The 24,587-nt window shown below is 73.1% G+C and carries 20 protein-coding genes, 4 tRNA genes and 1 other RNA gene; 10 read left to right on the forward strand and 15 right to left on the reverse strand.

Going from position 1 to position 24,587, the window contains the following annotated elements; genetic code table 11:
• Window positions 1-13: 13 nt before the first annotated feature.
• The 3 genes from purL to purS are packed head-to-tail and all read right to left on the reverse strand — an operon-like array spanning window position 14 to window position 3,185.
• Complete coding sequence (purL, locus tag IE219_RS28025) at window positions 14-2,263, reverse strand: phosphoribosylformylglycinamidine synthase subunit PurL (protein WP_189982518.1); 2,250 nt, start codon at window positions 2,261-2,263, stop codon at window positions 14-16.
• Window positions 2,263-2,943: a phosphoribosylformylglycinamidine synthase subunit PurQ gene (purQ, locus tag IE219_RS28030; RefSeq protein WP_189982520.1), complete on the reverse strand. Its 681-nt coding sequence runs from the start codon at window positions 2,941-2,943 to the stop codon at window positions 2,263-2,265. Before purQ ends, purL begins: the two co-directional genes overlap by 1 nt.
• Window positions 2,940-3,185 carry a phosphoribosylformylglycinamidine synthase subunit PurS gene (gene purS / locus IE219_RS28035; protein ID WP_015035032.1) on the reverse strand — a complete coding sequence of 82 codons (246 nt, stop codon included), beginning with the start codon at window positions 3,183-3,185 and terminating at the stop codon, window positions 2,940-2,942. The genes purQ and purS overlap by 4 nt, the downstream gene beginning before the upstream one ends.
• Before the next feature lie 377 nt (window positions 3,186-3,562).
• Here purS and IE219_RS28040 point away from each other — a divergent pair, with 377 nt between their 5' ends.
• The 8 genes from IE219_RS28040 to IE219_RS28075 all read left to right on the forward strand — a co-directional run bounded on the left by IE219_RS28040 (window position 3,563) and on the right by IE219_RS28075 (window position 8,449).
• Window positions 3,563-3,904 (forward strand): histone-like nucleoid-structuring protein Lsr2, encoded by a 342-nt coding sequence (locus IE219_RS28040; RefSeq protein WP_189982523.1) that lies wholly within the window; start codon window positions 3,563-3,565, stop codon window positions 3,902-3,904.
• A 203-nt stretch (window positions 3,905-4,107) separates the two neighbouring features.
• A tRNA-Gly gene (locus IE219_RS28045) sits at window positions 4,108-4,179 on the forward strand.
• A gap of 81 nt (window positions 4,180-4,260) precedes the next feature.
• A tRNA-Gly gene (locus IE219_RS28050) sits at window positions 4,261-4,333 on the forward strand.
• 150 nt (window positions 4,334-4,483) lie between these two features.
• On the forward strand, window positions 4,484-5,476 hold the full coding sequence (locus tag IE219_RS28055) for an ABC transporter ATP-binding protein (RefSeq protein ID WP_189982525.1): 993 nt from the start codon (window positions 4,484-4,486) through the stop codon (window positions 5,474-5,476).
• Window positions 5,473-6,312, forward strand: coding sequence for an ABC transporter permease (locus IE219_RS28060; protein ID WP_189982527.1), 840 nt, complete (start codon window positions 5,473-5,475; stop codon window positions 6,310-6,312). Before IE219_RS28055 ends, IE219_RS28060 begins: the two co-directional genes overlap by 4 nt.
• A gap of 63 nt (window positions 6,313-6,375) precedes the next feature.
• Window positions 6,376-7,743 (forward strand): sensor histidine kinase, encoded by a 1,368-nt coding sequence (locus IE219_RS28065; RefSeq protein WP_189982529.1) that lies wholly within the window; start codon window positions 6,376-6,378, stop codon window positions 7,741-7,743.
• Window positions 7,740-8,354 (forward strand): response regulator transcription factor, encoded by a 615-nt coding sequence (locus IE219_RS28070; protein ID WP_189982531.1) that lies wholly within the window; start codon window positions 7,740-7,742, stop codon window positions 8,352-8,354. Before IE219_RS28065 ends, IE219_RS28070 begins: the two co-directional genes overlap by 4 nt.
• A gap of 22 nt (window positions 8,355-8,376) precedes the next feature.
• Window positions 8,377-8,449, forward strand: a tRNA-Gly gene (locus IE219_RS28075).
• 100 nt (window positions 8,450-8,549) lie between these two features.
• Here the strand turns inward: IE219_RS28075 and IE219_RS28080 are convergent.
• From IE219_RS28080 to ffs, 6 genes are all read right to left on the reverse strand, one after another.
• Window positions 8,550-9,458 (reverse strand): phosphoribosylaminoimidazolesuccinocarboxamide synthase, encoded by a 909-nt coding sequence (locus IE219_RS28080; protein ID WP_189982533.1) that lies wholly within the window; start codon window positions 9,456-9,458, stop codon window positions 8,550-8,552.
• A gap of 76 nt (window positions 9,459-9,534) precedes the next feature.
• Window positions 9,535-10,995: a N,N-dimethylformamidase beta subunit family domain-containing protein gene (locus IE219_RS28085; protein WP_189982535.1), complete on the reverse strand. Its 1,461-nt coding sequence runs from the start codon at window positions 10,993-10,995 to the stop codon at window positions 9,535-9,537.
• A gap of 216 nt (window positions 10,996-11,211) precedes the next feature.
• A complete protein-coding gene (locus tag IE219_RS28090; protein ID WP_189982536.1) occupies window positions 11,212-13,173 on the reverse strand; it encodes a M48 family metalloprotease in 1,962 nt (653 codons plus the stop codon).
• 262 nt (window positions 13,174-13,435) lie between these two features.
• Window positions 13,436-14,686 carry a phosphoribosylamine--glycine ligase gene (gene purD, locus IE219_RS28095; protein ID WP_189982539.1) on the reverse strand — a complete coding sequence of 417 codons (1,251 nt, stop codon included), beginning with the start codon at window positions 14,684-14,686 and terminating at the stop codon, window positions 13,436-13,438.
• A gap of 61 nt (window positions 14,687-14,747) precedes the next feature.
• Window positions 14,748-16,802 (reverse strand): DNA polymerase III subunit gamma and tau, encoded by a 2,055-nt coding sequence (locus tag IE219_RS28100; protein ID WP_189982541.1) that lies wholly within the window; start codon window positions 16,800-16,802, stop codon window positions 14,748-14,750.
• Between the two features lie 204 nt (window positions 16,803-17,006).
• Window positions 17,007-17,101: signal recognition particle sRNA small type (ffs, locus tag IE219_RS28105), an RNA gene on the reverse strand.
• 105 nt (window positions 17,102-17,206) lie between these two features.
• On the opposite strand from ffs, the gene IE219_RS28110 reads away from it, so the two are divergent.
• A tRNA-Ser gene (locus IE219_RS28110) sits at window positions 17,207-17,294 on the forward strand.
• A gap of 44 nt (window positions 17,295-17,338) precedes the next feature.
• Here the strand turns inward: IE219_RS28110 and IE219_RS28115 are convergent.
• From IE219_RS28115 to IE219_RS28140, 6 genes are all read right to left on the reverse strand, one after another.
• Window positions 17,339-17,635: a hypothetical protein gene (locus IE219_RS28115; protein ID WP_189982543.1), complete on the reverse strand. Its 297-nt coding sequence runs from the start codon at window positions 17,633-17,635 to the stop codon at window positions 17,339-17,341.
• On the reverse strand, window positions 17,632-18,399 hold the full coding sequence (locus tag IE219_RS28120; RefSeq protein ID WP_189982544.1) for a hypothetical protein: 768 nt from the start codon (window positions 18,397-18,399) through the stop codon (window positions 17,632-17,634). Before IE219_RS28120 ends, IE219_RS28115 begins: the two co-directional genes overlap by 4 nt.
• A complete protein-coding gene (locus tag IE219_RS28125) occupies window positions 18,396-19,664 on the reverse strand; it encodes a hypothetical protein (RefSeq protein ID WP_189982547.1) in 1,269 nt (422 codons plus the stop codon). Before IE219_RS28125 ends, IE219_RS28120 begins: the two co-directional genes overlap by 4 nt.
• Window positions 19,661-21,616 carry a hypothetical protein gene (locus tag IE219_RS28130; protein ID WP_189982549.1) on the reverse strand — a complete coding sequence of 652 codons (1,956 nt, stop codon included), beginning with the start codon at window positions 21,614-21,616 and terminating at the stop codon, window positions 19,661-19,663. Before IE219_RS28130 ends, IE219_RS28125 begins: the two co-directional genes overlap by 4 nt.
• Window positions 21,613-22,395 carry a toll/interleukin-1 receptor domain-containing protein gene (locus IE219_RS28135; protein WP_189982552.1) on the reverse strand — a complete coding sequence of 261 codons (783 nt, stop codon included), beginning with the start codon at window positions 22,393-22,395 and terminating at the stop codon, window positions 21,613-21,615. Before IE219_RS28135 ends, IE219_RS28130 begins: the two co-directional genes overlap by 4 nt.
• 122 nt (window positions 22,396-22,517) lie before the next feature.
• The gene (locus IE219_RS28140) at window positions 22,518-23,861 is read right to left on the reverse strand and encodes a helix-turn-helix domain-containing protein (RefSeq protein WP_189982554.1); all 1,344 of its coding nucleotides are present in this window, start codon (window positions 23,859-23,861) and stop codon (window positions 22,518-22,520) included.
• A gap of 316 nt (window positions 23,862-24,177) precedes the next feature.
• Between IE219_RS28140 and IE219_RS28145 the strand changes: the two genes are divergently transcribed.
• On the forward strand, window positions 24,178-24,558 hold the full coding sequence (locus tag IE219_RS28145) for a hypothetical protein (RefSeq protein ID WP_229850084.1): 381 nt from the start codon (window positions 24,178-24,180) through the stop codon (window positions 24,556-24,558).
• Window positions 24,559-24,587: the final 29 nt, after the last annotated feature.

The raw sequence follows: 24,587 nt of genomic DNA on the forward strand, positions 1-24,587 counted from the left end.
GAGGGACGGTCCGTCAGGCCAGGAGGCCCGGGATCGTCGTCTCGTGGGCGGTGCGCAGCTCCTCCAGGGAGAGGCTGAACTCGCCCTGCACCTCGACCGCGTCGCCGTCGACGACGCCGACGCGGGTCACCGGCAGACCCCGCGCACCGCACATGTCGGTGAAGCGGAGCTCCTCGCTGCGCGGGACGGCGACGACCGCGCGGCCCGCCGACTCGGAGAAGAGGAGGGTGAAGGCGTCCAGGCCGTCGGGGACGACCAGGCGCGCGCCGTTCCCGCCGCGCAGGCAGGACTCGACGACCGCCTGCACGAGACCGCCGTCGGACAGGTCGTGCGCCGCGTCGATCATGCCGTCGCGGGAGGCCGAGATCAGGATCTCGCCGAGCAGCCGCTCACGGTCGAGGTCCACGGCCGGCGGGAGGCCGCCGAGGTGCTGGTGGACCACCTCGGACCAGGCCGAACCGCCGAACTCCTCTCGCGTGTCGCCCAGCAGGTAGAGGAGCTGGCCCTCTTCCGCGAAGGCGATCGGCGTGCGCCGGTTCACGTCGTCGATCACACCGAGGACGGCCACGACGGGCGTCGGGTGGATCGCCACGTCGCCGGTCTGGTTGTACAGCGACACGTTGCCGCCGGTGACCGGGGTGCCGAGCTCGAAGCAGGCGTCCGCGAGACCGCGGGTGGCCTCGGCGAACTGCCACATGACGGCCGGGTCCTCGGGCGAGCCGAAGTTCAGGCAGTCGGAGACGGCGAGCGGCTTGGCACCGGTCGCGGCTACGTTCCGGTACGCCTCCGCCAGCGCGAGCTGCGCGCCCGCGTACGGGTCGAGCTTCGCGTAGCGGCCGTTGCCGTCGGTCGCCATGGCGACGCCCAGGTTCGACTCCTCGTCGATCCGGACCATGCCCGCGTCCTCGGGCTGCGCGAGGACGGTGTTGCCCTGCACGAAGCGGTCGTACTGGTCGGTGATCCAGGACTTCGACGCCTGGTTCGGGGAGGAGACGAGCTTCAGGACCTGGTCCTTCAGCTCGGCGCCGGTCTGCGGCCGGGGCAGCTTCGCGGCGTCGTCGGCCTGGAGCGCGTCCTGCCACTCCGGACGGGCGTACGGGCGCTCGTAGACCGGGCCCTCGTGGGCGACGGTGCGCGGCGGCACGTCCACGATCTGCTCGCCGTGCCAGAAGATCTCCAGGCGCTCGCCCTCGGTGACCTCACCGATGACGACGGCGATGACGTCCCACTTCTCGCAGATCTCCAGGAAGCGGTCGACGTACTGCGGCTCGACGATCGCGCACATGCGCTCCTGCGACTCGCTCATGAGGATCTCCTCGGGCGAGAGCGTCGCGTCGCGCAGGTGGACCTTCTCCAGGTCGACCCGCATGCCGCCGGAACCGGCCGAGGCCAGCTCGGAGGTGGCGCAGGAGAGACCGGCGCCGCCGAGGTCCTGGATGCCCGCGACGAGCTTCTCCTGGAAGATCTCCAGGGTGCACTCGATCAGGAGCTTCTCCTGGAACGGGTCGCCGACCTGGACGGCCGGGCGCTTGGCCGGCTTGGTGTCGTCGAAGGTCTCGGACGCGAGGACCGAGACGCCGCCGATGCCGTCGCCGCCGGTGCGGGCGCCGTACAGGATGACCTTGTTGCCGGGGCCGGACGCCTTGGCGAGGTGGATGTCCTCGTGCTTCATCACGCCGATGCAGCCGGCGTTGACCAGGGGGTTGCCCTGGTAGCAGGAGTCGAAGACGACCTCGCCGCCGATGTTCGGCAGGCCCAGGCAGTTGCCGTAGCCGCCGATGCCGGCGACGACACCGGGCAGCACGCGCTTGGTGTCGGGGTGGTCGGCCGCGCCGAAGCGCAGCGGGTCCACGACCGCGACCGGGCGGGCGCCCATGGCGAGGATGTCGCGGACGATGCCGCCGACGCCGGTGGCCGCGCCCTGGTAGGGCTCGATGTACGAGGGGTGGTTGTGCGACTCGACCTTGAAGGTGACCGCGTACCCCTGGCCGACGTCCACGACGCCCGCGTTCTCACCGATGCCGACGAGCATGGCGTCGTTCTGCGGGGTCTTCTCGCCGAACTGCTTCAGGTGGACCTTGCTGCTCTTGTAGGAGCAGTGCTCGGACCACATGACCGAGTACATCGCGAGCTCGGCGCCGGTGGGCCGGCGGCCGAGGATCTCGCGGATGCGCGCGTACTCGTCCTCCTTGAGGCCGAGTTCCTTCCAGGGCTGCTCGACGTCGGGCGTGTCGGTGGCGTGCTTGACGGTGTCGAGGCTCATCAGGCGTTGACCAGCTTCTTGAGGATCGAGGTGAAGAAACCGAGGCCGTCGGTCTTGCCGGTGCCGATCAGCGGCTCCACGGCGTGCTCGGGGTGCGGCATGAGGCCGACCACGTTGCCCGCGGCGTTGGTGATGCCGGCGATGTCACGGAGCGAGCCGTTCGGGTTCACGTCCAGGTAGCGGAACGCGACCCGGCCCTCGGCCTCCAGCTCGTCGAGCACCCGCTCGTCGGCGACGTACCGGCCGTCCATGTTCTTGAGCGGGACCTCGATCTCCTGCCCCCGGACGTAGTCCGAGGTCCAGGCGGTCTCCGCGTTCTCCACCCGCAGCTTCTGGTCGCGGCAGATGAAGTGGAGGTGGTTGTTGCGCAGCATCGCGCCCGGCAGCAGGTGGGCCTCGGTGAGGATCTGGAAGCCGTTGCAGATGCCGAGGACGGGCATGCCCGCCTTCGCCTGCTCGATGATCGTCTCCATCACCGGCGAGAAGCGGGAGATGGCGCCGGCCCGCAGGTAGTCGCCGTAGGAGAAGCCGCCGGCGAGGACCACGGCGTCGACCTGCTTGAGGTCCTTGTCGCGGTGCCACAGCGAGACGGGCTCGGCGCCCGCGAGACGGGCGGCGCGCAGCGCGTCCTGGTCGTCGAGCGTGCCGGGGAAGGTGACGACGCCGATGCGAGCGGTCACGACTCGACCTTCACGACGAAGTCTTCGATCACGGTGTTGGCAAGGAAGGTTTCGGCCATCTCATGGATGCGGGCGAGGGCGGCGTCGTCGACCGGTCCCTCCACCTCCAGCTCGAAGCGCTTCCCCTGACGGACGTCGGCGATTCCGGCGAACCCGAGGCGGGGCAGTGCACGCTGCACCGCCTGTCCCTGCGGGTCGAGGATCTCCGGCTTGAGCATGACGTCGACTACGACGCGTGCCACTGGCACTCCCGGTGGTGTGTTGCGTGGGCGGTTCCCTCAGCGTACCTGCCTCCAAATTCTACGCGGGTAGAGATCTGAAGGATCCTCCAAAAGCCCAGGAAGGAAGCCGGAACGATCAAGACCGGTACGCAAACCTCCGCCACCCGGCCCCACCGGCCGCCCCCACATGAAATGCGCGTGAAATATTGCACTCGCGATTGCCCGGGACACGCGGGGACAATTGCCAGGGCTTCACAATGCGACGCCGTGCGCTGTACAAATGTTTCCAGAGGCGGGCAGAATTGTCCCTGGACGGCCATAGGCCCGGCATCACCGCACGTCAGAGACGTACCCCAGTCTCCGATACGGCGGCGGGCCACAGGAAAGGACCGATATCCGTGGCACAGCGAGTCGTGGTCACCCTCTCCGACGACATCGAGGGTGGAGCAGCAGCGGAAACGGTCGCCTTCGGCCTCGACGGGAAGATGTACGAGATCGACCTGAATGCTGCCAATGCAGAGAAACTCCGCGAGGCCCTCGCCCCCTACCTCGCGGCCGGCCGGAAGCTCACCGGCAAGGCGGCCGCCGGTGTGACCGGAAGCACGGTCACCTACAAGCACACCGCCCTCGCCCCCGATCCGGCGGCGGTCCGCGCCTGGGCCCAGTCCAACAAGATGGACGTCCCCGCCCGGGGCCGCATCCCCAAGCGCGTGTACGAGGCGTTCCGCGAGGCGAGCTGAGGGTGTGGGGCGGGGCTCGTGGTGGATCCAGGATCGTGGATCCGGGATCCGGGATCCTGGATCCACAGCGCGGCTCCCCGCACCTCCCCGCGCCCCCGGCCGGCCCCCGCCCCGGAGCCGATTTGCATTCCACCCCCGATGATCCGCTAGAGTCTGGATCACGCCGAGGGGCAAGGCCGAAAAGCCGAGTCCCACGACAGCGTGCGGGTGTAGTTCAGTAGCAGAACAGCCCCCTTCCAGGGGGAAGGCGCAGTGTGCGATCCCTGTCACCCGCTCTGCATCACACTTCCCGACCACTCCGGTGGATCAGGTAGAGTGGTGCTCGCACCGCCCGGTGAAAGCCGGTCGGGAGCAATGCGGACGTGGCTCAGTTGGTAGAGCATCACCTTGCCAAGGTGAGGGTCGCGAGTTCGAATCTCGTCGTCCGCTCAGGGAGAAGGCCCCGGTTCTCAGGAACCGGGGCCTTCTGCATTTCCTCCTCCCCTCGCCCTCCCCGCCCCGCGCGCCCATGACATTTGTCAGTGCGGCTCATGACACCGCGCACTGCCCGGGGGCACCCGGCGGCGGGAGGCTTGAGCCATGACAGACGAAGCCCGCACCCCGGCCACCGAGCACCAGGCGCCCGCCGCCGAGGCCCCCGCCATCGAGGCGACCGACCTCAAGCGCGGCTACGGCGGCGGCTTCGAGGCCGTGCGCGGCCTCACCTTCTCCGTCGCCCGGGGCGAGGTCTTCGCCCTGCTCGGCACCAACGGCGCCGGCAAGACCTCCACGGTCGAACTCCTGGAGGGCCTCGCCGCCCCGAGCGGCGGCACCGCCCGGGTCCTCGGCCACGACCCGTACCGGGAGCGCGGTCTCGTCCGCCCCCGCATCGGCGTGATGCTCCAGGAGGGCGGCTTCCCCTCCGACCTGACCGTCGCCGAGACCATCCGCATGTGGGCCGGCTGCACCAGCGGCGCACGGCCCACCGGGGAGGCGCTCGCCGCCGTCGGCCTCACCGGCCGCGAGAAGGTGCGGATCAAGCAGCTGTCCGGCGGCGAGCGCCGCCGCCTCGACCTCGCCTGCGCCCTCCTCGGCCGCCCCGAGGTCCTCTTCCTCGACGAGCCCACCACCGGCCTCGACGCCGAAGGCCGCCGCGACACCTGGGAACTCGTCCGCGCCCTGCGCGACCAGGGCACCACCGTCCTCCTCACCACGCACTACCTGGAGGAGGCCGAAACCCTCGCCGACCGGCTCGCGATCATGCACCGGGGCCGGATCGTCCTCTCCGGCACCCCCGCCGAGGTCACCGCCGCCCAGCCCGCCCGGATCCGCTTCACGCTCCCGGCCCACGTGCCCGCCGCGCACCTGCCCACGCGGCTGCGGGCCGCCGCCGACGGAACCAGGATCGAGATCCGTACCCACGCCCTCCAGGACGACCTGGCCGACCTCCTCGGCTGGGCCCGTGAGCACGGCGTCCGCCTCGGCGGGCTCGACGCCCGCTCCGCCTCCCTCGAAGAGGCCTTCCTCGACATCGCCTCCCGCACGGAGGACACCGACGCCCCGGCCGCCCCGAAGGAGACCGCAGCCCGATGAGCACGCAGAAGCAGACGCACACGGACACGCACACGCCCGCGCGTACGGGCGGCGCGGCCGGGGCCGGCCGGGCCTCCACCACCGCCACCCGGCTCGCGGCCCTCGGCCGGGCCGAGCTCACCCTCCTCGGCCGCAACCGCAACAACCTCTTCATCGCGGTCCTCATGCCGCTGCTGATGATCTTCCTGATGCGGACCAGCCTCAAGGGCGTCGACGAGGCCACCCTCGGCATCCCCCTCAGCGCCGCCACCGTCATCGGCGGCACCGGCACCGTCCTGCTCCTCGTCGTCTACATGAGCCTGACCTCCAGCCTCGTCGCCCGCCGCGAGGAGCTCGTCCTCAAGCGGCTGCGCACCGGCGAGGCCACCGACGCCGAGATCCTCGCCGGCTCCGCCCTGCCGGGCACCGCCATCGCACTCGCCCAGTGCGCGATCCTCACCGTCGGCGGCTTCACCCTGCTCAACGCCGACGCCCCCACCCGCCCCGACCTGCTGATCCTCGGCATGCTCGGCATGATCGCGCTGCTCGTCGGGCTCGCCGCCGTCACCACCTCCATCACCCGGGGCGTCGAGAGCGCCGGCCTGACCACCCTGCCGCTGTTCCTCGTCTCCGCCTTCGGCTCCGGCCTCTTCGTCCCCCGCGACGCGCTTCCCGGCCTCGCCGCCGACCTCTCCGACCTGCTGCCGCTCAGCGGCGTCATGGAGTTCGTCCGGGCCGGCTGGCTCGGTACCGCCCAGTCGGGCAGTCTGCTGACGGCCGCCCTCAATACAGTGGCCTGGGCGGTCCTGACGGGGTGGGCGGTCCGCCGCTGGTTCCGCTGGGAGCCCCGGCGCTAGCGAGCGGCACGCACGCGCGCACGCGAAGAACGTGGAAAACGTACGGAGACGGGGGACGGACCTATGTCCGCGATGACCGGATGGTGGTCCCGGCGCAGCATCGCCGGAAAGGTCGAGCTGTACACCCGGTGGACCTTCCACACGTTCGTACCGCTGGAGGTGGCCGCCTTCGGCGCGGTACCGCTCGGCCGCGGCGACGACAGCCCCCTCGGCTCCGCCGGCGCCGCCGGGATCTGCCTGTGGGTCCTCGTCCACGCCGTGCTCTGCGCGGCCCTCGCCTCCCGCTCCCTCGACCACACCAGCGGCACCCGCCCCCGGCCCGTCCGGCTCGCGGCGGCCCTCGCCGTCGTGACCGCCGCCGCCAACCTCCTGATCATCGTGCTGTGGACGACCGGGGCCCTGCCCGACGCCTCCGTGAACGGCGCCGTGGTCGTCGGCACCGCCGTCTTCAGCGTCGGCTCGCTCTCCCTCTGCATCGAGGGAGTCCGCCGGCTGGCCTGGACCGCCGGGGCCGCCGCCCTCGTCACCGCCCTGCCCGTCGTCCTCCTCGGCCACGGCCTGGCCGAGGGAACCGCCACCGCGGTCGCCGTCTTCGTCGGCGGCAGCGCCATCGCCTCCGCCTGCGGCTTCTCCTCCTGGCTGCTCGGCGTCGTCCACGAGCTGGAACGCTCCCGCGACCTCAAGGCCCGGCTCGCCGTCGCCGAGGAACGGCTCCGCTTCGGCCGCGACCTGCACGACGTCATGGGCCGCAACCTCGCGGTGATCGCCCTCAAGAGCGAACTCGCCGTCCAGCTCGCCCGGCGCGGCCGCCCCGAGGGCGTGGACCAGATGGTCGAGGTCCAGCGGATCGCCCGGGAGTCGCAGCGCGAGGTCCGGGAGGTCGTACGCGGCTACCGCGAGGCCGACCTGCGGGTCGAGCTGGAGGGCGCCCGCGGCGTCCTCGACGCCGCGGGCATCCACTGCGCCGTCGACGCCCCCGCCGCCGAGGCCGTCGCCCTGCCCGCCGCGGTCCAGTCCGCGCTCGGCTGGGTCGTCCGCGAGGCCACCACCAACGTGCTGCGCCACGGCGACGCCCGCCACTGCGCGATCACCCTCCGCACGGAGGCGGGCGAGGCCGTCCTCACCGTCGAGAACGACGGGGCGGACACCCGCTCCGACACCCCCGGCCGGACCGGTTCCGGCCTCGCCGGGCTCCGGGAGCGGCTCGGCGCCGTGGACGGCGCCCTGGAGGCCGGACCGGCCGCCCCGCACTCCTTCCGCGTCACCGCGCGCGTGCCGCTGCCCACCGCCGTACCGACACCCCGCACCACGCCCGCCGGTCCGGCCGCCCCGAACCATCCAGGCGACTCGACCGGCCCGGCCGATCCGGACCACGCGTCCCGCCCGACCGACCCGACCGACCCGACCGAGGAAGAGGTGACGGTCGCGTGACCGAGCCCGTCCGCGTCCTGCTCGCCGACGACGAGCACCTGATCCGCGGCGCGCTCGCCGCCCTGCTCGCCCTGGAGGACGACCTCGTCGTCGTCGCGGAGGCCGCCACCGGCCCCGAGGCGCTCGCCATGGCCCGCGCCCACCGGCCCGACGTCGCCGTCCTCGACCTCCAGATGCCCGGCGCGGACGGTGTGACCGTGGCCACATCGATCCGGGACGAACTCCCCGGCTGCCGCACGATGATCGTGACCAGCCACGGCCGCCCCGGCCACCTCAAGCGGGCCCTCGCGGCGGGCGTGCGCGGCTTCGCCCCGAAGACCGTCAGCGCCCAGCGGCTGGCCGAGCTGATCCGTACGGTCCACGCCGGAAACCGCTACGTCGACCCCGAGTTGGCCGCCGACGCGATCGCCGCCGGGGACTCCCCGCTGACCGCCCGCGAGGCCGAGGTGCTCGAACTCGCCGCCGACGGCGCCCCCGTCGCGGAGATCGCCAAGCGGGCCGCGCTCTCCCCGGGGACCGTCCGCAACTACCTCTCCTCCGCCGCCGCGAAGCTCGGTGCGGAGAACCGTCATGCGGCGGTGCGTCTCGCACGGTCGAAAGGTTGGGTATAGTTAGCAGCGCGCTACGGCGCATGCGGACGTGGCTCAGTTGGTAGAGCATCACCTTGCCAAGGTGAGGGTCGCGAGTTCGAATCTCGTCGTCCGCTCAGCGTGAAGGCCCCGGTTCTCAGGAACCGGGGCCTTCTTCGTGTGCCCGGGGAGAGACGGCCGGAGGGCCGGTACGGAGTCCGTACCGGCCCCGCCGTCTCAGAAGGAGCCGGACCAGGTGGTGCCGGTCAGCAGCTCGTACGCCTCCAGGTACTTGGCGCGGGTGGCGTCCACGATCTCCTGCGGGAGCGCCGGCGGCGGCTGCTCGCTCCTGCGGTCCCAGCCGGAGGCCGGGGAGGTCAGCCAGTCGCGCACGAACTGCTTGTCGTACGAGGGCTGGGCGCGGCCCGGCCGCCACTGGTCGGCCGGCCAGAAGCGGGAGGAGTCCGGGGTGAGGACCTCGTCCGCGAGGACCAGGGTCTCCCCGTCGAAGCCGAACTCGAACTTGGTGTCCGCCAGCACGATCCCGCGCTCGCGGGCGACGTCCCGGGCCCGGCCGTAGACGGCGAGCGTGGTCCGGCGCAGCAGGGCGGCCGTCTCGGCGCCGACCTGGCGGGCGACCTCCTCGTACGACACGTTCTCGTCGTGGTCGCCGACGGCGGCCTTCGTGGCCGGGGTGAAGATCGGCGCGGGCAGCTCGGAGCCGTCCGTCAGCCCCTCGGGCAGCGCGAGGCCGCAGACCGTCCGGGAGACCTCGTACTCGGCGAGCCCGGAACCGGTCAGGTAGCCGCGCGCCACGCACTCGACCGGGACCATGGCGAGCGACTTGCAGATCAGGGTGCGGCCCGCCCAGTCGGCGGGGGCGCCGGCCGGCAGCTCGGTGGAGAGCACGTGGTGCGGGACCAGGTCGGCGAGCTGGTCGAACCACCACAGCGAGAGCTGGGTGAGCACCCGGCCCTTGTCCGGGATCTCGGTGGGCAGCACCCAGTCGTACGCGGACATGCGGTCGCTCGCCACCATCACGAGGTCACCGGCCTCGTTCCGGTACAGGTCGCGCACCTTGCCCGTGTGCAGGTGGGTCAGGCCCGGAACCTCGACGGGCTCGGGCTTTTCTACGAATCCGGACACGGTTCCTCCGCGTAGGTTGATCCAGGAACGGTCCGATTCTCTCGCACGCGCCTCGCGCGCACGCGGCCGGGCCCGGTCAGTCCCTCTTACAGATGCGGTCCAGGAGGTTCGCGGTGGCGCGCTGCACCCGGGCGTCGACGTGGCCCGGCCGGTCCAGCGCCGGCGACCAGGCGAAGGTGCCGGAGGCGAAGACCCACGCCCCCGACGGCGCCCGGTAGAGGCTCGTCTCCTGGTGCCGCAGCGCCCCCTCGCCGTCCCGGTAGGGCGAGTGGGCCAGCAGGATCCGGCCCTGGTGCTCGGGGAGCGCGGTGCGCGGGAAGTAGCGGTCGGCTTCGCCCGCGACCAGGCCCGGCAGCTCGTCCCCGTCGCCCGCGCCGGTCGCCTCCCACAGCCAGTGCTCCGCGTTGCGCACCACCATCGGGTGCGGCTCGGGGACCCGGCCCGCGTACTGGATGCCGAGGAGCTGCTGCTCGGGCCGGTCCACCTCGCGCCAGAGCGCGGGGCGGCCGGGACCGCGCCGCTTGCGGCAGGTCAGCAGCCGGTCCGGCACCCCGGACGGCGAGGGGCCCAGCTCCACCCGCCAGTACAGGGTGTTGGCGGACAGGAAGACGAGGGAGGTGCCCTGGTCGCGGGCGCGCTCGGCGGCCTTCCGCATCGGCGCCGACCAGTACTCGTCGTGGCCGGGGAAGACCAGGCCCCGGTAGCGCGCCGGGTCCACCCGGCCCGCGTGCAGGTCGCGGGTCTCCGCGTACGCCAGGTCGTAGCCGTACCGCTCGGCCCAGCGGATGAAGTCGTAGGCGTGGCCCACGTGCAGGGGCAGGCCCGCGCCCGCGTACGGCCGGTCGAAGGAGACGGTGACGGCCGCCTCCTCCTCGCCGACCAGCCGCCCCTCCTCGTCCCAGGCGTGGTAGAGACTGGCACCGGTGTGCCCGTCCTCCGGGTAGAGGTTGTACGCCTGCCACGTGATGTCCGGGAGGACGAGGAGCAGGTCCGCCGGGTGCGAGTCGCGGACCGTGAAGGGGATGTGCGAGCGGTAGCCGTCGGCGGTGGTGAGCACCGCGACGTACGCGCCGATCGACCAGTAGCTCGGGATCTGGAGCCGCCAGGACTGCCACCAGTGGTGGCAGGAGACCGTGCGGTCGGCGGTGAGCGGCGGCGGCTGCACGATGCCGGGGAGCCGGGGGCTCGTGGTGATCTTCGCAGCGCCGTCGCCGCCGTAGTGGCCGATCCGGTAGACGTCGACCGAGAAGTTCTGCGGCGGGTCCACGGTGATGTGGAAATCGATCGACTCGCCGGGCGCGACCGCGCCGCCGGAGGCGAAGCCCTTGATCTGCCGGCGGACGTCGTCGGCCGTGCGCGGGCCGCCCGAACCGCCGCGGGCCAGGGTCTCGTCGGCGTACCAGGGCACGAGCTGGCCCGTGCCGTCGAAGTAGTTGTCCGAACCGCGCAGCCAGGGCAGCGGGCCCTGGCCGAAGGGATCGGAGACGGCGTGCGCGAGCGCGCCCGAATCCCAGCGCCTGATCTGCTCCGCCCCCATGACGCGCCCCTCCCTCGCTCCCCCGGTCAGTGCCGCCGGACCCTGCCCGCGGGTGGTGCCCCTGTCAGTGCCGGTCTCCAGCACATCACATAAAGCACGCGGACCGTCACCGTTCGTCGCGAATCGGCAAAGGTGGAAGACACCCCTCCGGAAAACGACGGCCCCGGCGGCACGGCGGGGCGGGAGCGGCCGGGGCGGTTCCGGAGCCGCGGCGGGTCAGCTCAGGCGGACGGGCTTCTCGGGGCGCACTCCCGTGCGGTCCAGCCAGGCCCGCAGCGGCCCGGGGTCGCCGTCCTCGACCAGGGCGAGCACCCTCGGGCCGAGGTCGGCCGCCCGCTCGCCGCCGACCAGCAGCGCGGGCCCGTCGAGCCAGTCCAGGCCGGGCTCGGCGCCGGTGGTGTCCACGGCGGCGCAGCAGACCAGCGCGGTCACATGGTCGGCGAGCAGGTCCCGGCCGGTACGGGGCGGGGCGGGCGGACAGAGCGGCCAGGGCCCGTCCGGGCCGGTGAAGCCGGGGCCGGAGGCGGCCTCGGCGCCACGGGCCTCCTCCCGCGCCACCCGGGCGCCGAGCGCGGCGGCGAGGGCGTCGGCCGCCGGATTGCGCGCGCAGTCGCCGGTACGGCTCCCGACGGCGGCGGGGTCCACCGGGCGCCCCGCCGCCTCGGCGGCCAGCAGCTCGGCCGGGACCACCGGCAGGTGGTCGTCGTCCTCGAAGTCCCGCGCGGAAGCGCCGTCGCGCACGGAGGCGGCGTCCCGTACGGAGGCGGTGGCCGCGCGGTGGGCGACGGCGGTCCGGCCGGGGGCGGCGCCCGCCGTCCTGGACGGTCCGGCCGGGCGGGGCGGCGCGGCCTCCCGCCGCTCCCCGTCCCCGGCGGCTCCCCCGGAGGCGTTCCCGGTGGTCAGGTGGTCGAGGACGCGGGCCAGCGTCGGCCCCTCGGGGTCCTCCGGCGTCCCCGGCGCGTCCGGTCCGAGCCGGTCGAGGACCTCGTGCAGCCGGGTGGCGTCCGCACGCCACTTCCGGTCGACGACCTCCTCCGGATACCGGCTCCAGTCGACCGGCGCCCAGTCGGGGCCCGCCTCGGCGGGGCCGCCGTGGAAGAGCCGGGCCGCGAGCAGGGAGGCGGCCTCGTCGACCGCGCCGGGCTCCTCCAGGAGGTCGCAGGCCGGGCGCTCGCCGAGCCGGGAGGAGAAGCCCTCCGCGAGCCGGTCGCGGCGGGAGAGTTCGGTGAGGGCGGAGACCACGCCCGCGCCGAGGCCGGACGGCCAGCGGCCCATCCGCCAGGCGGGCAGCGCGACCCGGGTCAGCAGCCGGTCCCAGCCCGCGTACGCCAGGCCGACCTGCTCCTGGGCGACGGTCCGCGCCCCGTGGTCCACGTCCTGGGCCCGCTCGGAACCGGCGACGGCGACCCCGCGCTCCATCTCGGCCGCGTGCGGCCCGCAGGCCCGCAGCAGCACCCGGGCCACCCGGCCGACGCCCCGGGCGCCCAGCCGGCGCAGCGGGCCGAGGCCGGGCTCGGCGGGCACCGCGACGGCCGCGTCGAGCCCGCGCACGAAGCGGCGGGCGGCGGCTATGTCGGGGTCGGCGGCCGGGCCCGTGCCCGCGACGACCGGCGCGAGGACCGCGCGCAGCTCGGCGACCCGCATCCACCACAGGAACGGGGAGCCTATGACGAGGACGGGCGCGCCCGGGGTCCGCCGGGCGACGGCGCCGGACCGGGCGTGCGCCGGATGGGAGCGGTCCTCCAGCCAGCTGTCGCAGTCCGGCGTCAGGGCTATCGCGGAGGGCGCGGGCACGTCGAGCCGCTCGGCCAGCTCCCGCACGAGGCGGTGCAGGTCGGGGGCGGCGGCCTCGGTCAGCTCCACGGTCGGCGTCACGGCCGGGCGGGCGCGGGCGACGACGAGGGCGACGGCCGCGCCCGCGAGGAGGACGACCAGGGCGAGGACGGTGACGGCCCAGCGGGCGGCGGTCCAGCCCGCCCCCGTGAAGTGGCCGGTGACCCCGCCCGCGTACAGGACGACCGCGACGGCGGCGGGGAGGATCGCGGCGCCGAGCGCCCGTCCCCGGACGCGGAGGACGGCGAGGGCGCGGGAGCGCGCGGCACGCGCGCCCCATTCGTCGCCGAGGCCGCCGCCCGCGCCGTGGCGCGCGTCGTCGTTTCCGAAGCCTTTGCCGGACACGCCGTGCCTCACCCCCTCACCTGTCCTCGACGGGACTACCCGTGGCGGTGTCGCTCATTCCCCCACTGTGGCACCCGCCGCCGACATCGCAATGCCGGTGGGCCAAGTGCCGGAACGCCTGCGCCGCACCCTAGTTGGGGCGTCGCCGGGCGTCATCCGGACGGGCGAGTCGTCACCCGATCGAATGGCTTTGGGTAAAGGTGGTGCCGGAGGCGCGGCCGTGCGGTTCACTGCGCGGCCGCGCCTCCGGGTCCGGCGCGGCTCAGGCCCCGGCGGCCTTGAGGGCGATGTCCGTACGGTGCTGGGAGCCGTCGAGGCGGATGCGGCCGACTGCCGCGTAGGCGCGCTCGCGGGCCTCGGCCAGGTCGGCGCCGGTGGCGGTGACCGAGAGGACCCGGCCGCCCGCGCTGACGACCGCGTCGCCGTCCCGCTTCGTGCCGGCGTGGAGCACGTACGCGTGCGGCGCGTCCTGCTCCGCGACCTCGGCCAGCCCCTCGATGGGGTCGCCGGTGCGCGGGGTGCCCGGGTAGTTGTGCGAGGCGACGACCACGGTGACGGCGGCCTCGTCGCGCCAGGCCAGCGGGGCCTGGTCGGCGAGGGTGCCGTTGGCGGAGTGCAGCAGCACGCCGGCCAGCGGGGTCCGGAGGCGGGCGAGCACGACCTGCGTCTCGGGGTCGCCGAAGCGGGCGTTGAACTCGATGACCCGCACGCCGCGGCCGGTGATCGCCAGGCCCGCGTAGAGGAGGCCGGAGAAGGGGGTGCCGCGGCGGCGCAGCTCGTCGACGGTCGGCTGGAGGACGGTCCGGAGGACCTCCTCGACCAGCTTCGGGTCGGCCCACGGCAGCGGCGAGTAGGCGCCCATGCCGCCGGTGTTGGGGCCCTCGTCGCCGTCGAGCGCGCGCTTGAAGTCCTGGGCGGGCTGGAGCGGGAGGACGGTGGTGCCGTCGGTGATCGCGAAGAGGGAGACCTCGGGGCCGTCCAGGTACTCCTCGATGACCACGCGGTCGCAGGCGCGCGCGTGGGCGCGGGCCTGCTCGACGTCCTCGGTGACGACGACGCCCTTGCCGGCCGCGAGGCCGTCGTCCTTGACGACGTACGGGGCGCCGAAGGCGTCGAGGGCCTCGTCGATCTCGGCGGGGGTGGTGCAGACGTAGCTGCGGGCGGTGGGCACGCCGGCGCCGGCCATGACGTCCTTGGCGAAGGCCTTGGAGCCCTCCAGGAGCGCCGCCTCGCCGGACGGGCCGAAGACCGGGACGCCGGCCGCGCGGACGGCGTCGGCGACCCCGGCGACGAGCGGGGCCTCCGGGCCGACGACGACCAGGTCGGCGCCGAGCTCCAGGGCGAGCGCGGCGACCGCGGCGCCGTCGAGCTGGTCGACGGCGTGCAGCTCGGCGACCTCGGCGATTCCGGCGTTGCCGGGCGCGCAGTGCAGAGCGGTGACGTCGGGATCGAGGGAGAGAGAGCGGCACAGGGCGTGTTCGCGGGCGCCGCCGCCGATGACGAGGACCTTCACACCGGTCAGGGTAGCCGGACGGGCGCGGCGGTCCTTGTGCGGGCCACCGAGCGAGACGGCCCTACTCGTTCGTGTATTCCTCCACAACGGTGGCGCCGAGCTCGCGCACGATCAGCTCGTGCCCGGAGAGCGCCGACTCGACGAGGTCGGGATCGTCCTCCTCCGGGACGTCGTCCTCGGGCGCGACGGGCTGCGGGTGGCTGCGCGGCGGCTGCGCGGGCGCGGGCGGCGCCTGCGCGGGGGCCTGGGCGGGCGCGGGTGCGGCCGCCGGGGCCGGGGCGAAGGCGGGCGGCGCGGCCGGCGGCGGGGGCGCGGCGGGCCGGCCGAAGCCGCCTCCGCCGCCGAAGTTCCCGGACGGGGCGGCGGCCGGCGGGGGCGCGGAGCCGCCCGACGGGTCGACGATCGCCTCGACCTTCCAGTGCACGTTGAACTGCTCGGTGAGCGCGGCCCTGAGGACGTCCTCGCTGCCGCTGCTCGCGAAGTTGTCCCTGGCCCCGGCGTTGAGGAAGCCGAGCTGGAGGGTGGTGCCGTCGAACCCGGCCACCTGCGCGTTCTGGCTGAGCAGGATCCAGGTGAAGCGGCGCCGGTTCTTGACCGCCTCCAGGATCGACGGCCACATGTTCCGCACCTGGGCGGCGCCCGCGGCCGGGTCCCCGGACGGCGCCTGCCCGGCGGGCTGCGCCTGCGGCTGCTGTACGGGCGCGGGCGCGGGGGCCTGCGGGGCGGCGGTGGGCCAGCCGCCGGGCCGGGCCGCACCCGGCCAGGCCCCGGGCTGGGCGCCCTGCGGCGCGGGCGCCTGCTGCGGCGGGGGCGGCGGGGCGACCGGCGTGTGCGCCTCGGGCCCGGGGACGTACCCCATCGGCGGGGCGGCCGGCGGAGGCGGCGTGAAGACGGCGGCGGGCGGCGCGGCGGCGTGCTGCGCGGGGGCGGCCTGCGGGACGGCGGGCGGCGCGGCGGCGGCGCCGCGCTCCAGCCGGTCGAGGCGCGCGAGCAGCGACCGCTCGTCGTCGAAGGCGGCGGGCAGCAGCACGCGCGCGCAGATCAGCTCCAGCTGGAGGCGCGGCGAGGTGGCGCCGCGCATCTCGGTCAGCCCGGCGTTGACGAGGTCGGCGGCGCGGCTCAGCTCGGCGGCCCCGAACACCGACGCCTGCGCCTGCATCCGCTCGACGACGTCGGCGGGCGCGTCGATCAGCCCCTTCTCGGCGGCGTCCGGCACGGCGGCCAGGATCACCAGGTCCCGCAGCCGCTCCAGCAGGTCGGTGACGAACCGCCGGGGGTCGTTGCCGCCCTCGATGACCCGGTCCACGACCTCGAAGGCGGCGGCGCCGTCCCCGGCCGCGAAGGCGTCCACCACGGAGTCCAGCAGCGACCCCTCCGTGTAGCCGAGGAGGGAGGTCGCCATGGTGTACGTCACACCCTCCTCTCCGGCGCCGGCGAGGAGCTGGTCCATGACGGACATCGAGTCACGCACCGACCCCGCGCCCGCGCGCACGACGAGCGGCAGTACGCCGTCCTCGACGGGGATGCCCTCGCGCCCGCACACGTCCCCCAGGTACTCCCGCAGGGTCCCCGGCGGCACCAGGCGGAAGGGGTAGTGGTGGGTCCGCGACCGGATGGTCCCGATGACCTTCTCGGGCTCCGTCGTGGCGAAGATGAACTTGAGGTGCTCCGGCGGCTCCTCGACCACCTTCAGCAGGGCGTTGAAGCCCGCCGAGGTGACCATGTGGGCCTCGTCGATGATGTAGATCTTGTACCGGCTCGACGCCGGCCCGAAGAACGCCTTCTCGCGCAGGTCGCGCGCGTCGTCCACACCACCGTGCGAGGCGGCGTCGATCTCGATGACGTCGATCGACCCCGGCCCGTTGCGCGCGAGGTCCTGGCAGGACTGGCACTCCCCGCAGGGCGTCGGCGTCGGCCCCTGCTCGCAGTTCAGGCACCGCGCGAGGATCCGCGCGCTGGTCGTCTTGCCGCACCCGCGCGGACCGCTGAACAGGTACGCGTGATTGACCCGGTTGTTCCGCAGGGCCTGCTGCAACGGGTCGGTGACATGCTCCTGCCCGATGACCTCGGCGAAGGACTCGGGGCGGTAGCGGCGGTACAGCGCGAGAGACGACACGCCTACGAGGTTATAGGCGCCCGCCGACAACCCGGGAAAACCCGCTGCGGCACTTCCCGTCCCCAGCGTCCCGCGCGCGGGAGAGCGGAAGACTCCACCCGGGAGGGAACACCGCACAGGAAGGAGCACCACCCGGGAGGGAACATCACACGGGGGAACATCACCGGGGGGCACCGCACGAGGGGGAACGAACACCCCGTCCACGCAAGCGCCCCCCACGCACCCGCCAGAGCCGACCTACCCTTGCTGCCTTCCGGCCCTGGGGGAGTTCAGTCAGATAGCGCCGCGTGAGGGGCTCCGCCCAGACTACCCGATCCCAGCCCCTCCCCCGACCCCGCACCCCTCCCCACCCCCTTCCGGATCAGGTTCGCGAGCACCCTCCCAGGTCATGTAATGTTCTCCACGGAGGATTCGCCTAGAGGCCTAGGGCGCACGCTTGGAAAGCGTGTTGGGGGCAACCCCTCACGAGTTCGAATCTCGTATCCTCCGCCAGCCGAAGGGCCGGACCGCGAAAGCGGTCCGGCCCTTCGTCGTTCCTACGTTCCGTCCGGGACCGGGTCCTCGCCCTCCTCCGCGAACCGCGCGCCGGCCTCGAAGTCGTCGTAGTGGACGCGTACGTCCTGGATGCGAAGGGCCCGGAGCAGGTCGGGCATGCGCACCACGTACTTCCTCCCGGGCCGCCGCAGGGGGCAGGGGAAGGCATCGCTCCGCGCCAGCCTGTACGCGCGGGAGAGCTTCATGTCCAGCGCCTCCGCGGCGACCCGCAGCCCGACCTCGTCGGGCAGGCCGAAGAGGACCGAGAAGGGTACGTACTCGTCCCGGTGGTACCTCATGACTCTTCCTCCCCCAGCTCGAACAGAACGAACTGCCCGTTCCGCGCGTGTGCTCCCCTGTCCTCCGGCCGCCGCGATCCGGCGCGGTTCGCCCGGCGGACCCGGCGGGCGTGTTCCAGCAGTCCCAGCCGATGGGCGAGGGATCCCAGGCGCTCGCCCTGGGCCCGCCGGGCGAGCGCCCCGGACAGGTCACCGACCTCGACGACACCACCGGGGGCCCTCACCTGCGGCCCCTGTGCGACGGTGCCCCCGAGGACCTCCCACTCGCCCACCGGCGTCTCCCTTCGGTGCGGGGACACGGCCTGGAGCCAGCCTGCCGTGTACGCCGCGTTCACCAGGTGCCGCCCGACGTCCTCGGGGGACTTCTCCCCGATCGTCCGGACGCCTTCCAGTACGCCTTCCAGCACGGCGGAGGCCACATCGGCGAGCGCGGAGCCCGGATTCGCCCTGGAGATCTTGTAGGAGGCGGCGCGCAAGCGGGAGGCGAGCAGCCACACCGCGATCAGCGTCCAGGTCCGGTCGCCGGGGTCCTTCGCCTCTTCCTGGAGGTGCCGTCCCACGTGCTGCCAGACCGCGAGCCGTTCGGAGTCGGTGAAGTCACCGCCGCGCGCCCTGGACCGCGCTTCGACGAGCGAGACCCCGCCCCCGGTGGCGCAGGCGCCTTCGGCGGCCCCGCCCCGGCAGGGGAAGACTCCCCCGGCGTGCCGCTCCTCGACGGACCGCTCGACGCGTGCGAACACGTCGGCGGTGAACGACGCGCTCACCGCTCCTCCCCCGCCGGCTCCGGGTCGCGTTTCCGCTCCCGCGGCATTCCGAAGTCCCGCGCGCCGGGCCCCTCGGCCTCGTCCACGACGCCCTCGGGCGAGACCTGCCAGCCGCTCCGGCGCGGCCCCCGCGCCTCGGGAACGGGCCCCGCCCTCCCCTCGTCCGCAAGCGGGCCGCCGAGAGGGCCGGGAGGCTCCTCCCCGACTCCGCCGCGGGCCTCCCTGCGGATGTTCTCCGCCGCGTCCGTCCGGCCGGCCGCCTCCGAGATGACGGCGATCCTGTGGAGGAACGCCGCCCGTTCGGCTGTTCCTCCCTCGAATCCCAGCCCGTCCATCCAGGCGGAGAGATGCTCCTGCGACGCCCTCTGGTCCGCCTCCGGCGGGGCGGCGTCCTCGGCCGTGTGCACGGGGGCGGGTTCGTCATCGACCGGCTCCGGGTGGCCGAACCCGGTTCCCGTCTCCGGTTCGGCGTCGTGCCCGGCCCCGGACAAGAAGTTCCGGTACCTCTCCGGAGGCTGCTCGTTGTTGGCCGCGGCGGACAGCACCGTGAGGGGGGCGATCATCTCCACCGCCCGTTCGATCTGGTCGTCGTGACGCGCCAGCCACCACACCACCGCGTCACCCGGGCTCTGGAGAACGTCGTCCCCCAGGTATTCGCGGAGGTTCCGCTCGTGCTCGCGGCGGCTCTCCCAGGCGCTGATGGCCTTTTTCAGACTGTCGAGTTCTTCGAGGTAGTCCTGGTCCTTCTTCCGCAGGACCAGTCGGACGTCCGTGGCGAACGCGGTCACCAGACCGGAGGCATCGGGCAACGGCGCTCCCAGGACCCCCTCCAGTTCGCGTTCGAGGAACGTGTGATGACTCGGGTGCTCCATCGAGGTCACCCGGCGCACCCGGTCCAGCAAGGAGTTCACCGCCAGCGCTCCCGGGTTCCCGTGCGGTTCGGTCGAGGCCGGGGCGAGGAAACGCCACGAGATCGTCGCGGAGAAGAGGAAGGGGCAGTCCGCCACGGAGCTCAGGACGGGCACCACCGACACGGACGTCTCCCGGTACGGGTTCTCGTCGACCGGCTCCGTTCCGGCGTCCTCCTCGTCCGGAAAGGCGGTGTCCACCGAACGCTGGAGTTGAAGGTCGACCAGCAGCGAACCGGCTCCGAGGGTCGGTAACAGGAACCAGATCCATGTGGGCCAGTCGAGCGCCGATCCGTAGACCGCCACGCCGCTAAGGGCACATACGGAGACGGCTCGCGCGATGCGCAGTCTGTTCATTCCCCATCCCTGTTCACTCGTGCACCCGAACCGGAGAGGACCATGCCGATTCCCAGTGCGGTGTCGATCTCCTGGCAGAATCCACGCGCCGTACGCGCCCGGGCCTCCGCGGCCGGCGTCTCGCCGACCCAGTCGCACGCCGTGGCATAGAGCTGGTCCAGAAGCATCCGGTCGCCCGAAGCCGCGAGCAGCAGTGCGACAAGCACCTGGTCGCTCACCCGGCGCTCCGCGACGGCGGTCAGCCAGCGCTTGACCAGCGGAGTCCACGATCCGGGGGTCCCACGTGCCATGACGGCCCTCCAGACCAGTGCGAATTCCTCCCACGGCGGTTCGATCCGCAGGCCGACCGGGTCCACCAGTCCCACCAGGACGTCGAGGAGGCGCTCCCCGGCCGTGCTGACGAGGAGCCGGTGGACCAGGCGGCGGTACTGGCGGCGGCTGCCGGCCGCCAGCCCCAGAAGCGCCGTCCTGGCGGCCCGTACGGCGTCCTCCGGCGCCTCCCCGTTGAGCGCGAGGTACCGGAGCCGGACCATCGCCTGTTCCGGGTGGGTGACGGAAAGGACGTACCGGCAGACGTCCGTCAGCACGCGCGCGAGGTCCGGGTCCAGCTTGGACGCCTTCACCCACTGGTAGACGCGGTTGCGGAACCAGGGGCCGTACTGCTCGTGGCTGAGGCCCAGTTCCAGCAGGACGGCGGCTTCGGCCCGCAGCCGCCCGCCCTCCACGGGCCGCGTCCACGCCTCGACGAGGAGCGGCAGGTCGTCCGGCCGCCCTGCCGCGAGCGCCTGCTCGGCGAAGCGGGCGGCGAGCCGGCCCCGTTCCTCCGATGCGATCCCTCGGCGGGCGACGCAGAGTCCCACCCAGTCCCTGAACTCGGGCCGGATCTCGGGGAAGTTCTCCCAGAAGTGCTTCCGGACCGCGCCGTCGTAGGCGAGTCCGGAGAATCCCACGCGACCGTCGTCCTCCCGGAGCAGCGCGAGTTTGTCGAACCGCTCCCCGAGTCCTTCCCCCGCCAGTCCGGGCGCCCCGTCCTCCGGGTGCCTCAGGACCTCCAGGAGGACACCCGCGGCTTCGAGGACCGTCTCCGCCGGGGCGCCGTGCAGCATCGCGGCGGCGAGGAGCAGGGCGCGCTCCCGCGCTCCGGGGTGCTCCCTGAGCTGCCGCGCCACCTGCTGCGACCAGTTGGTGGAGGCCGAGAGCGCCGCGTCCCGCCAGCGCACGAAGTCAGTTCCGTACCGGGCGCTGTCGCGTGCCTGGGCCACCAGGTCGGCCAGCCGGTCCAGTTCCCGCATGGGGGCCGTCTCGCACAGCCTTCCCAGGTCGTCGGTGGTCAGCTGCTCGTGGGTGAACTCCACGCCCCGCACCCGGAGGTGGCGGCCGAGGACCGCCCGTCCGCGCGGCCGCTCGATCCGCACGACCAGAGGAGCCAGCTCCGCGTCCAGCATCCATTCGAGACCGGCGGGGGCCACCACGACCATGCGGGCGTCGTTCTTCTCGACCATCGTCCGGTACTGGGCGAGCGTCTTCTGCACGGAGGGGTACTCGGTGTCGTCGACGCGCGAGAGGTCCAACAGGTACCGCCGGCCGGGCGACGGTTCGGAGAACCCGTCCTCCGAGGCGAGCGGAAGCTCCTCGATCCCTCCGTCCGGCTCCGGCGCCTCTTCCAGCAGCATCGTCGCGGTGGCGCGGCGCCCCGATCCGGCCGCCCCGTCCAGCAGCACCACCGCTCCGGGCGGTTCCAGCCGCTCCGCGGCCCGCGCGTACCCGCGCGGTCGCACGTAGCACCGGGTGAGCCTCAGCCGGTGCTCCCGCACGATCTCCCGCCGGGCCGTACCGCGCCTCAGCAGCTGCGATTCCGGTCCGATCGACCACTGGTAGACGTACTGGTTCCCGCTTCCGCTGTGCAGGGGCCCCCTCGGATCGCTGACCCAGGTGAACCCCTGACCGGTCAACGCCGTCCGTCCGGGTGCCCGCTCCGGTCGTCGCCCTGGTCCAGGGTGCCGTGGTTGTCGGCAACGTGGTTCAGGGTCCCCCCGGCGCTGGTGAAGCTGTCACCGAGGTGCTGCTCGCGCGCGTGGTACAGATGCCCGCTCCCCGTGTGCACCGGCCCCTGCGGTTCGCTGACGAAGGTTCCGGAGAAGTCGCCGTTGACGTTGCCGATGCCGCCGCGCTGCCGGTGTTTCACCACGGTGCCCTTGTCCGCTCCGGTGTTCCTCGTACGGGCCTCCTCGCCCGCCGGCTCGTATCCGTTCCGCCGGGCAGAGGCGGCGAGGTCCGGCAGGAGCCGGACGAGGTCGTCGACCAACCGCTTCAGGTCGGCCGCCGCGTTGCGGTGGTCGAGCCTGCGGTACTGGCACTCGGCGAGGTCCTTGATCTCGGCGGGGAGGTCTTCCGCGCGCAGCGGTTCGACGCCCCCGACCAGCAGCGGAACGACCACCGCCCCGGTCTCGAGCGCCTCGTGGATCTCCCTGCGCGTCCAGTCCTCCGGCCCCTCTCCCGGCTCGGCCTCGCCGCGCCAGGACTTCGTCCAGCCGGGTCCGATCACCGCGACCAGCACCTGGCTGCGCCGGACGGCCGTGAGGAGTTCCTGCGGGAACCGGCTCCCGGGGACGATCGACTTGCTGGCCCGGAAAACGTTGTCCTCACCGAAGACACGGGAGAGTTCCCGGTCCACGAGCGTCGCCGTCTCCTCTCCGTCACCGGTCCGGTAGTTCACGAAGATCTGGTTCATTTTTCTCCTGCTCTCTTCAAATCGAGAATCCCCCTCATTCTTTTCATCAACTTCACACGAAAAGAATTCGGACAGATCTCGCGATGGGAAATGCTGAAGGTTTTCGAGCGCCGGACGGCCGGCTATTCCGGGGCGCTCAGCGCGTTGGCCAGCGCGGGGCGGAGCCTGCGCACCGCGGGGTTGCCGCGGAACCTGGACCATTCGCGGTGCAGCCTGTGCACATCCGTCCGGACGGTCGCCGAGTGGACGACCCCCATCAGCCTCAGCAGTTCTCCGGCCACCTCGCAGGAGGACTCGACCTCTCCCGCCCCTGCCAGTGCCAGCGCGCGCCGAAGGCCGTACCGCATCCGCGTGTTCAAGGCGTCCGGTGCGATCCGCCGGCACTCCAGGTCCAGGATTCCGGCCGCCCGGCGCGGGCGCCCCAGGTCGTGCAGGCACCACCCCTCGACCATGGACACGGGGTCCGCCAGCTGGGTCGTACCGAGTACCGCGCCCTCCGCGCCGTCCTCGGCCCTGGCCCGCTCCAGGAGCCCCCGGGCCCGCTCCAGGGCCGACATGCAGGCCCGCTCGTCCCCGGCGAGCGCATGTCCCTGAGCCTCTCGCTGCGCGGCGAGTCCCCTGATCCGGGGCGGGGCGCCGGAGCGCTGCGCCTGCCGGGCCAGGGTGACGGTCCGGGCCGCGTCCCCGCCGTAGTACGTGACGAGGGCCCGCCGGACCCAGGCGTAGTCGGCCAGGTGTGCGTCACCGCCGGCGCGGGCCAGTTCGACGGCCTCGCCGGTCGCCCGGAGGGACGCCGCCTCGTCCCCCTTCTCCTGCGCCATCCACCCGATGTACTCGACGAACCGGGAGGCCATGACGAGGAGGCCGTCCCGGGACGAGCCCGCCGCGTGGGCAGCCTGGGCCAGCACCGCCGACGCCTGTGCGCGCAGGACGGGAAGCATGGTCGCGGGAGCGAGGGTCTGCCCCAGTTGTCTCATCCCGTGCAACTGGCTCTCGTAGAGGGCGACCGGTGGCACTTCCCCTCCGGCAGGAAGAACCGGCCCTCCCGGCACGAGCGGCACGGAGACCAGTGATCCCGCCCCCACCTGAAGGACCCTCCGCCGGGTCGTCTCCGGCTTCTTCCGCGCGCTTCTCGCCTCCGTTTCGAACTCCCTCCGCAACCGCCCACCGGTACGGAACAGGACGTCGCAGCGCTGGATCAACGTGAGGGTCGGCGGATTGAGGCCGCGCTCGATCTTCGAGAGATGACCAATGCTGTAGGTCGTCTCCTTCGCCAGTTTATCGAGAGTCATTCCTGTGGACTCCCGCAGACGACGCAGTTCCGCACCGAAACGCAAGGGGGTTTCCACCACTTCTCCTCTCCACACATTCGACGGGACTCCGGCTATTCCTCGGCCGGCTTCGCTCGAAGCGTCCTGCACCCACTGCCTCCACCGCAACAGAAACAGCGAATTTTCATGTTTCATCTTTCGGCGCGACGGAATATGGCCACGTTCGAGAGAACACGGTTCCGGTAGGGCCCCTCAGCGGCCTCCGGCCCTTGACCTGCCGATACCCCTTCCGCAGCACCAGAGCACCAGGACCCTCGAACGGCCTGGAAACGATCGCAATTCGCCGTTTCTCCGAATCCCGCGCTCCCCGGCACATCAGCTGGCTACCGTGACCGCAAACCGACGAGAGGAGCCACACGTGCCGGAGGACTTGTCCGGAACAGCGGCGGAGGCGGGCATCGCCGTGGTGAGAACAGCCGGAACGGATCTCTGGGATTCCTTTCGGCGTCAGGTGGCCGCGTGGATCGGCCGGGGCGACGGGCCGAGCGAGCGGTCGGAGCTGCTCCGGCTGACGGACACGGCCTCGGCGCTCCGGGAGGCCGGCGGTGCCGGGAGCGCCGCCGTCGCCGCCCGGCACGCGCTGGACTGGCAGAGGCGCTTCGCCGACCTGTTGCAACGGCTCGACGACGCCGAGCGGGAGACGGCCGCGGCCCGCCTGCGGCAGCTCGTACGGGAGCACTCCGCCGGGGACGGTCCCGCCGCCCCGGAGTTCAACCTCGTCTCCGGCGAGAACGTACGGATCCAGGCGGACCACGGGTCGGTCGCGGCGGGCACGGTGAACGGAGACGTGCGCATCGGGTTCCCTCACTCCCCGGACTCGCCGCAGGGCTGAGCGAGCCGGGAGACCCCACCCCAGGCCCA

Origin of the sequence: Streptomyces termitum, assembly GCF_014650175.1 — a bacterium.
GTDB classification, from domain to species: domain Bacteria; phylum Actinomycetota; class Actinomycetes; order Streptomycetales; family Streptomycetaceae; genus Streptomyces; species Streptomyces termitum.

Excerpts from the sequence above, each read along its gene's own strand:
- IE219_RS28085 (WP_189982535.1), bottom strand. The coding sequence starts at position 10,995 with ATGGGGGCGGAGCAGATCAGGCGCTGGGATTCGGGCGCGCTCGCGCAC.
- IE219_RS28135 (WP_189982552.1), bottom strand. The coding sequence starts at position 22,395 with ATGAACCAGATCTTCGTGAACTACCGGACCGGTGACGGAGAGGAGACG.
- IE219_RS28065 (WP_189982529.1), top strand. The coding sequence starts at position 6,376 with ATGTCCGCGATGACCGGATGGTGGTCCCGGCGCAGCATCGCCGGAAAG.
- purL (WP_189982518.1), bottom strand. The coding sequence starts at position 2,263 with ATGAGCCTCGACACCGTCAAGCACGCCACCGACACGCCCGACGTCGAG.
- IE219_RS28055 (WP_189982525.1), top strand. The coding sequence starts at position 4,484 with ATGACAGACGAAGCCCGCACCCCGGCCACCGAGCACCAGGCGCCCGCC.
- IE219_RS28125 (WP_189982547.1), bottom strand. The coding sequence starts at position 19,664 with ATGAACAGACTGCGCATCGCGCGAGCCGTCTCCGTATGTGCCCTTAGC.
- IE219_RS28115 (WP_189982543.1), bottom strand. The coding sequence starts at position 17,635 with ATGAGGTACCACCGGGACGAGTACGTACCCTTCTCGGTCCTCTTCGGC.
- IE219_RS28060 (WP_189982527.1), top strand. The coding sequence starts at position 5,473 with ATGAGCACGCAGAAGCAGACGCACACGGACACGCACACGCCCGCGCGT.
- IE219_RS28140 (WP_189982554.1), bottom strand. The coding sequence starts at position 23,861 with ATGAAACATGAAAATTCGCTGTTTCTGTTGCGGTGGAGGCAGTGGGTG.